This window comes from Fundidesulfovibrio sp., from assembly GCF_058402725.1.
Genome location: NZ_JBZVFJ010000159.1, coordinates 1 through 7,039, shown reverse-complemented (window position 1 = coordinate 7,039; position 7,039 = coordinate 1). Strand labels below are relative to the sequence as shown.

The 7,039-nt window shown below is 67.9% G+C and carries 9 protein-coding genes; 7 read left to right on the top strand and 2 right to left on the bottom strand.

What is annotated here, in order from left to right; translation table 11 throughout:
• The 3 genes from argS to ACV4UX_RS16030 form a co-directional block, all read left to right on the top strand.
• Positions 1-1,535, top strand: a 1,535-nt coding sequence (gene argS, locus ACV4UX_RS16040; protein WP_491594288.1) for an arginine--tRNA ligase, incomplete at its 5' end; no start/stop codon positions are given.
• Positions 1,536-1,547: 12 nt separating this feature from the next.
• Complete coding sequence (locus ACV4UX_RS16035; protein ID WP_491594287.1) at positions 1,548-2,372, top strand: SPOR domain-containing protein; 825 nt, start codon at positions 1,548-1,550, stop codon at positions 2,370-2,372.
• Positions 2,373-2,419: 47 nt separating this feature from the next.
• A complete protein-coding gene (locus ACV4UX_RS16030) occupies positions 2,420-2,974 on the top strand; it encodes a pyruvoyl-dependent arginine decarboxylase (protein WP_173085614.1) in 555 nt (184 codons plus the stop codon).
• A 204-nt stretch (positions 2,975-3,178) separates the two neighbouring features.
• On the opposite strand, the gene ACV4UX_RS16025 is transcribed toward ACV4UX_RS16030, so the two are convergent.
• Together ACV4UX_RS16025 and ACV4UX_RS16020 are read right to left on the bottom strand one after the other, a co-directional pair.
• Entirely contained in the window at positions 3,179-3,463 is a 285-nt protein-coding gene (locus ACV4UX_RS16025) for a HigA family addiction module antitoxin (RefSeq protein WP_491594286.1), read from the bottom strand.
• Between the two features lie 21 nt (positions 3,464-3,484).
• On the bottom strand, positions 3,485-3,766 hold the full coding sequence (locus ACV4UX_RS16020) for a type II toxin-antitoxin system RelE/ParE family toxin (protein WP_491594285.1): 282 nt from the start codon (positions 3,764-3,766) through the stop codon (positions 3,485-3,487).
• Between the two features lie 77 nt (positions 3,767-3,843).
• On the opposite strand from ACV4UX_RS16020, the gene ACV4UX_RS16015 reads away from it, so the two are divergent.
• The 4 genes from ACV4UX_RS16015 to ACV4UX_RS16000 all read left to right on the top strand — a co-directional run.
• A complete protein-coding gene (locus ACV4UX_RS16015; protein ID WP_491594284.1) occupies positions 3,844-4,839 on the top strand; it encodes an MBL fold metallo-hydrolase in 996 nt (331 codons plus the stop codon).
• A 211-nt stretch (positions 4,840-5,050) separates the two neighbouring features.
• Entirely contained in the window at positions 5,051-5,689 is a 639-nt protein-coding gene (nth, locus tag ACV4UX_RS16010) for an endonuclease III (protein WP_491594283.1), read from the top strand.
• Positions 5,686-6,837, top strand: coding sequence for a tRNA guanosine(34) transglycosylase Tgt (gene tgt, locus ACV4UX_RS16005; RefSeq protein WP_491594282.1), 1,152 nt, complete (start codon positions 5,686-5,688; stop codon positions 6,835-6,837). Before nth ends, tgt begins: the two co-directional genes overlap by 4 nt.
• Positions 6,834-7,039 (top strand): hypothetical protein (locus ACV4UX_RS16000; RefSeq protein ID WP_491594281.1); only part of this gene is annotated, 206 nt, incomplete at its 3' end. The genes tgt and ACV4UX_RS16000, both read left to right, overlap by 4 nt.

Below are 7,039 nucleotides of genomic sequence, written 5' to 3'. Positions count from 1 at the left end.
GCAACGTGGCCATGCTCACGGCCGGGAAGCTGGGCAAGAAGCCCCGCGACCTGGCCATGGAGCTGCGCGAGGAGCTGTTGGCCGTGGACCCGGGACTTGCCAAGGTGGACGTGGCCGGTCCGGGCTTTTTGAACGTCACCTTCGCGCCATCCTTCTGGCAGAAGACCGTGGAGGACGTGCTGGAGCTGCGCCACTGCTACGGCAAGTTCAACCTGGGGCGCGGGCGCAAGGTGCAGGTGGAGTTCGTCTCCGCCAACCCCACCGGCCCCCTGCACATCGGCCACGGGCGCGGCGCGGCCGTGGGCGACGCCCTGGCGCGCATCCTGCGCGCCATGGATTTCGAGGTCTCCACCGAATACTACATCAACGACGCGGGCCGTCAGATGCGCCTGCTGGGCCGCTCCATCTGGGTGCGTCTGCTGGAACTGCTGGGCCGCCCCGTGGACTACCCAGAGGACTGGTACAAGGGCGAATACATCATCGAACTGGCCCGCGAGCTGCACACGCTGCACGGCAACGCCCTGGCCGACGGCGACCCTGAGGCAGGGCAGGACGTGTGCTACGAGTACGGCATGAAGTCCATCCTGGCGGGCATCCAGAAGGATCTCTCCGACTTCCGCGTGGAGCATCAGGTGTGGTTCTCCGAAAAGTCGCTGGTGGCGGCGGGCAAGGTGGAGAAGACCCTGGACGCCCTCAAGGCCTCGGGCCTGGCCTTCGAGAACGACGGCGCGCTCTGGATGGGCACATCCCGGTTCGGGGACGACAAGGACCGCGTGCTGCGCAAATCCACGGGCGAACTCACCTACTTCGCCTCCGACATCGCCTACCACGCCGACAAATTCGCCCGAGGCTTCCACACTGTGGTGGACATCTGGGGCGCCGACCATCACGGCTACGTGCCGCGCATGAAGGCCGCCGTGCAGGCCCTGGGCCGCGACCCGGAAGACCTCAAGGTGATCCTCGTGCAGCTGGTGAACCTCCTGCGCGGAGGCGAACAGATCGCCATGAGCACGCGCGCCGGACAGTTCGAGACTCTTTCGGACGTCTGCAAGGAGGTGGGCGTGGACGCCGCGCGTTTCATGTTCCTTTCGCGCAAGTCCGACAGCCACCTGGACTTCGACCTGGAACTGGTGAAGCAGCAGACCATGGACAACCCGGTCTACTACGTGCAGTACGCCCACGCCCGCGTCTGCTCGCTCTTCGCCAAGGCCGCCGAACGCGGCGTGAGCCTCCCGGATACGCCCGGCACGGTTCTTTCGCGCCTGGACACTCCCGAGGACCTTGACCTCCTGCGCCTCCTGGAGCAGTATCCCGATACGCTGGCCGCCGCCGCGTCCAGCATGAGCCCGCACGTGCTGAGCTTCTACCTGCGGGAGCTGGCCGGTCTTCTGCACCGCTACTACTCGGCGCACCCCGTACTGACCGCGCCGGACCAGGACACCGTGCTGGCCCGGATGTTCCTCCTGGAAGCAGTGCGCGAGGTGGTGCACAACGGCCTGGATCTCCTGGGCGTAAGCGCCCCGGACAAAATGTAGCGGGAGGAACGCATGAAGGTCGTGGACCGCTTCAACACCTCCAAGGAGCCCAAGGGCGGCCCCCGCAAGTTCACCTTCGAATTCTCCGGCGCGGGGCTCGTCTCCGTGCTGGTGGTGACCGTACTGGGCATCGTGTGGGTGTTCATCCTGGGGGTGCTGGTGGGCCGGGGCATGAAGCCGGAGGCCGTGGTGCCCCAGATGGCCCAGATCATCACCCCCACGCCGTCCCCGGCCCAGCAGGAGGCCAAAGAGCCGCCCTCGGTGCTCAAGGCCGAGGACCTTCAGTTCTCCGACACCCTCCAGGGCAAGAAGCCGCCCGAAACCGTCACCGTGGACTCCGGCAAGAAGGATGCCCCCCATGCGGCCCCGGCGGGCGCGCCCGGCCAGCCCCCGGTCCCCGCCCCTCCCGTGGCGTCCCTGGTTGGCGGCGGCGGCCCCACCTCCACCCTGGAGAAAACCCCCGGCCCGGTGCCCAAGGGCCAGGTGCCCACGGCCCCGGCGCAGCCCGACAAGAAGGCCGTGGACCCCAAGACGGCCGCGCCCGCCAAGGACCAGAAGGACGCCAAGAAGGACCCCAAGGACCAGAAGGAGACCAAGGAGAAGGCCTACCGCGTCACGTACCAGCTGGCGGCCTTCGACAAGAAGTCCCAGGCGGAGGAGGAGGCGGAAAAGCTCAAGAAGAAAGGGCTTTCCACGTCCGTGGAGGAGGCCTCGGTGGGCGGCAAGCCCCTGTACCGGGTGTTGGCCCGCATCAAGGGCACGGAAGCGGAGATCGAGCAAGTGCTTGAGAAAGCTAAGGCAAAAAAGCCTATACTTCGCGATAAAAAATCTTTATGAGACGTTTCCCCTGCCACGGCGGGGAGGCTCTCCCACGGAGGACTCGAATGTTCGGACAAACGTTCGTCCCGACCAAGGCCTTTTTCACCCGGGGCATTGGCCGTCACAAGAATAAGCTGCAATCCTTCGAGCTGGCTCTTCGCGACGCCGGCATCGAAAAGCTCAACCTCGTGTACGTGTCCAGCATCTACCCGCCCAACTGCACCCTTTTGACCGTGGAAGAGGGCTCTACGCTCCTGAACCCCGGGCAGATCACCTTCTGCGTCATGGCGCGCAACGCCACCGACGAGAAGGGACGCCTCGTGGGCTCGGCCGTGGGCATGGCCTTCCCCGGCAGCAAGGACAACTACGGCTACATCTCGGAGCACACCGCCTTCGGCAAGGACGAGAAGGAGATCGGGGACTTCGCGGAAGACCTGGCCTCCACCATGCTCGCCACCACCCTGGGCATCGACTTCGACCCCGAGACCGCCTACGACGAGCGCCGCGAAATCTACCTGATGTCGGGCAAGATCATCGAGTCCAAGTCGCTCCCGAGCGTCACCCAGGGCGTTGCCGGCATGTGGACCACCACCATCTCCGCCGTGGTCTTCCTGCCCTAACGGACACGCCGGACCGAAATGAAACGAAAAGCCCCGCGCGAGCGGGGCTTTTTGCGTTGGGGCGAAGGGATACCGCCGTCCGGCGGACACGCCTGCGGGATGGTTTACCGTGACGATCGCGCTCCATGCCGCGATCAGCCAAGCTCAACCAGCGGAGGTGCACTCCGGGGAGGGCCTCGTGTCGATCAGGCCTTTGTGCCGCGATCAGGCGGACTTGTCGTACGCGACGATGCTCTCCAGATCCCCCGTTTCGCGGCGGGCCTTGTCCAGTTCGTAGGCTTTCTGCAGGTTGAGCCACAGCTCCGGACCGGTGCCGAAGAAGCGGCCAAGGCGCAGCGCCGTATCGGCGGTCACGGCCCGCCGCCCGCCCACGATCTGGGACACGCGGTTGGCTGGCACATGAAGGGCCTTGGCCAACTGGTTGGCCGAAAAACCTATGAACGACAGTTCGTCGGCCAGGATTTCACCTGGATGGATGGGGTCGCGCATGCTCGGAAACTCCCTTGCAGGCTAATGATAATCAACTATTTCCACTTCGTACGGGCCATTGTCGCCCCACCTGAAGCAGATTCTCCATTGCATGTTCACGGCGATGCTGTATTGGCCTTTCCTGTCGCCGCCAAGGGCCTCGGAGCGGTTGCTCGGCAGCGTGCGAAGCGCATCAAGGGTTTCCGATGCCTCAAGGATGCGGAGCTTCTTCTCGGCTTGGCGTTGGAAAGCGCGAAATAGCTTGTCGCACCGCCCTTCGTTCGCAAGCATGGCCGTCAAACGACACTTGAAGCCCTGGATCATGGGCAAAGAATAGGCTTCGATACGCGTGACGTCAATCGTACAAGCGGACTCCCCTTCAACCACTCGCTCCGGTATCAATGCACAGCTCTGATTCTTCCGTCCCATACACCTCCGCCTCCAAGCCCTCCCCCACCCTGCGCTCCGTCCGCTGGCGCGCGCCCTGGCCCGAGGAGGACCGCTCCTTCCTGGACCTCCTGCGCTGGGGGCTCACCCGCAGGCCCGCTCCCTGGCCCGCGCGCCTGCCCAACGCCCCCACGCTCCCGCCGCCGGAGCGCGTCCACGGCCACGGCCTGCGCGTCACCGTGGTGGGGCACTCCACCGTGCTCCTCCAGACGGGCGGCGCGAACCTGCTCACCGACCCGGTCTGGTCCGAGCGCACCGGACCCTTCGGGCGCGGCCCACGGCGCGTGCGCGCCCCGGGGCTGGACCTGGGCGCGCTGCCGCCCCTGGACGCCGTGCTCGTCACCCACAACCACTACGACCACCTGGACCTGCCCACCCTGGCCGCCCTGGCGCGCACCCGCGATCCTCTCTTCCTCGTGCCCCCGGGAGACGCCCCCCTCGTGCGCCGCGCCGCCCCCCGCGCGCGCATCCGGGAACTGCCCTGGTGGGATTTCCAGGACCTGGGCGGGATGCGCGTCCACGCCGCGCCCGCGCGACACTGGTCCGCGCGGGGGCTCCTGGACCGCCGCCGCTCCCTGTGGTGTTCCTTCGTGCTGGAGGCGGGGTGCGGCCCCGTGGTCTTCTTCGGGGACACGGGGTTCGGCCTGGGCGAGCCCTTCCGGATGATCCGCGAGCGCTTCGGCCCGGCACGCCTGGCGCTGTTGCCCATCGGGGCCTACGAGCCGCGCTGGTTCATGGCCCCGGCGCACATGGCCCCGGACGAGGCCGTGCGGGCCGCCCGCATCCTGGAGGCCCGCAACTCCCTGGCCCTGCACCACGGCGTGTTCCGGCTCACCGACGAGGCCCACGACGCCCCGGCCATCGAACTGGCCGAAGCCCTGCGGCGACACGGCCTGGAGCCGCAGACCTTCACAGCCCCTGCCCCGGGGCAGGCCTGGACCGGGGACTGACGGGAGGATTCGCCCAGACGCAGCCCCCGCTCGCCAGGGTGAGCGGCCTGGCGTTCCAACTGTCCGGCCCACTGCGCATCGGCGTGCACCGTACCCGGCGACTGCTACGAACAGACCGTGCGCGGCTCGTTTCCGGGTCGCAAGCCGGTCCGACACCCCGCCGCGCCCCCCGGCGTTGCCCCCGGAGCCGCTTTCCGGTATCCCCCACGCCATGACCGCAAGCGAACTGGCCCCCGTCGTCTTCGAGCGCCTGCGCGCCCGCTACCCCGTCACCGTCCCCGCCCTGGACCACCGCGACGCCTGGGAGCTTCTGGTGGCCACCGTGCTGGCCGCCCAGTGCACCGACGCCCGCGTCAACCAGGTCACCCCCGTGCTCTTCGGCCGCTGGCCCGGCCCGGCCGAACTTGCCCGCGCCACGCAGGAGGAGGTGGAAGAGGTGGTGCGCTCCACCGGGTTCTTCCGCAACAAGGCCAAGAACCTCATCGCGACGGCCGTGCGCGTCATGGAGCACTTCGGCGGCGAGCTGCCGCGCACCATGGCGGAGTTGATCACGCTCCCCGGCGTGGCCCGCAAGACGGCCAACATCGTGCTCTCCAACGCCTTCGGCGTGCACGAGGGCATCGCCGTGGACACCCACGTGACGCGCCTGGCCTACCGCATGGGCTTCACCGACTCCGACGACCCCGTGAAGATCGAGCGCGACCTGATGCCCCTCTACCCCCGCGAGCAATGGGGCGAGATCAACCACATGCTGGTCTACTTCGGCCGCGAGGTCTGCCCGGCCAGAAAGCCCCGATGCGCAGAGTGCGAGCTGGGCGACGTCTGCCCGAAGCGGGGGGTGTCCGCATGAGCACGCCCGGCGACCAGACCCCCCCGGCTCCCGGAACCTTCCGCATCCACGCCACCGACGGCGCTGCCCGCCTGGGCGAGCTGCACACGGCCCACGGCGTGGTGCGCACGCCGGCCTTCATGCCCGTTGGCACCGTGGGCACGGTGAAGTCCCTCTGTCCGCAGGACCTTCGCGACGCGGGCTCCCAGATCATCCTGGGCAACACCTACCACCTCTATTTGCGCCCGGGCGACGAACTGGTGGCCCGCAGGGGCGGCCTGCACCGCTTCATGAACTGGGACGGCCCCATCCTCACGGATTCCGGCGGCTTCCAGGTGTTCTCCCTCTCGGGGCTGCGCAAGCTCACGCCGGACGGCGTTGAGTTCCGCTCGCACATCGACGGATCGAAGCACCTTTTCACCCCGGAAAAGGTCCTGGACATCCAGCGCAACCTGGGCTCCGACGTGATGATGGTCCTGGACGAATGCGTGCCCTACGGCGCGGACCACGCCTACACCCTCAAGTCCCTGGACCTCACCCACGCCTGGGCGGCGCGCTCCCGGGCGAACCACGCGCCCGGCCGCAACGGGCAGCTGCTCTTCGGCATCGTGCAGGGCGGCTTCTTCAAGGACTTGCGGGAGCGAAGCGCCGAGGCCGTCTGCTCCATGGGCTTCGAGGGCCACGCCATCGGCGGGCTCTCGGTGGGCGAGTCCACGGCCGAGATGTACGACCTGCTGGCCCACACCGCCCCCCTGCTCCCGGCGCAGCAGCCACGCTACCTCATGGGCGTGGGCAAGCCCCTGGACATCCTGGAGGGCATCGAGCACGGCGTGGACATGTTCGACTGCGTGCTCCCCACGCGCAACGCCCGCAACGGCACGCTCTACACCAGCCAGGGGCAGGTGAACATCAAGCGCGCCCAGTACCGCGAGGACGACGCCCCCCTGGATCCGGCCTGTTCCTGCTACACCTGCCGTAACTTCTCCCGGGCCTACCTGCGACATCTCTACGTGGCCAAGGAACTGCTCTCCTACCGCCTGAACACCATCCACAACGTGCGCTTCTTTCTGGACCTGGCGGCAGGCGCGCGCGAAGCCGTGGCCCATGGCCGCTTCGGGGCCTACAAGGCCCGGTTCCGCGAGATCTTCCAACCGGCGGAGGCGACATGAAACCCGGCGTGAAGGCCCTGTTCCACGTGGCCGAGCACCTGCTCCTGGCAGGCGCGGTGATCTTCCTGGGGCTCTTGCTCACGGCGGGGTTCTGGCTCCAGGCCAGCGACCCGCCCGCCACCTGCGACTCCCTGGTGGTGCTCTGCGGCAACTTCAGCCGACCGGCCTACGCCGCCGAGCTCCACCAGCTGGGCCTGGCCAA

Bases quoted from the DNA above. Each gene is read 5' to 3' on its own strand.
- tgt (WP_491594282.1), top strand. From the start codon at position 5,686: ATGAGCACGCCCGGCGACCAGACCCCCCCGGCTCCCGGAACCTTCCGC.
- ACV4UX_RS16015 (WP_491594284.1), top strand. From the start codon at position 3,844: ATGCACAGCTCTGATTCTTCCGTCCCATACACCTCCGCCTCCAAGCCC.
- ACV4UX_RS16035 (WP_491594287.1), top strand. From the start codon at position 1,548: ATGAAGGTCGTGGACCGCTTCAACACCTCCAAGGAGCCCAAGGGCGGC.
- ACV4UX_RS16030 (WP_173085614.1), top strand. From the start codon at position 2,420: ATGTTCGGACAAACGTTCGTCCCGACCAAGGCCTTTTTCACCCGGGGC.
- ACV4UX_RS16020 (WP_491594285.1), bottom strand. From the start codon at position 3,766: ATGATCCAGGGCTTCAAGTGTCGTTTGACGGCCATGCTTGCGAACGAA.
- ACV4UX_RS16025 (WP_491594286.1), bottom strand. From the start codon at position 3,463: ATGCGCGACCCCATCCATCCAGGTGAAATCCTGGCCGACGAACTGTCG.
- nth (WP_491594283.1), top strand. From the start codon at position 5,051: ATGACCGCAAGCGAACTGGCCCCCGTCGTCTTCGAGCGCCTGCGCGCC.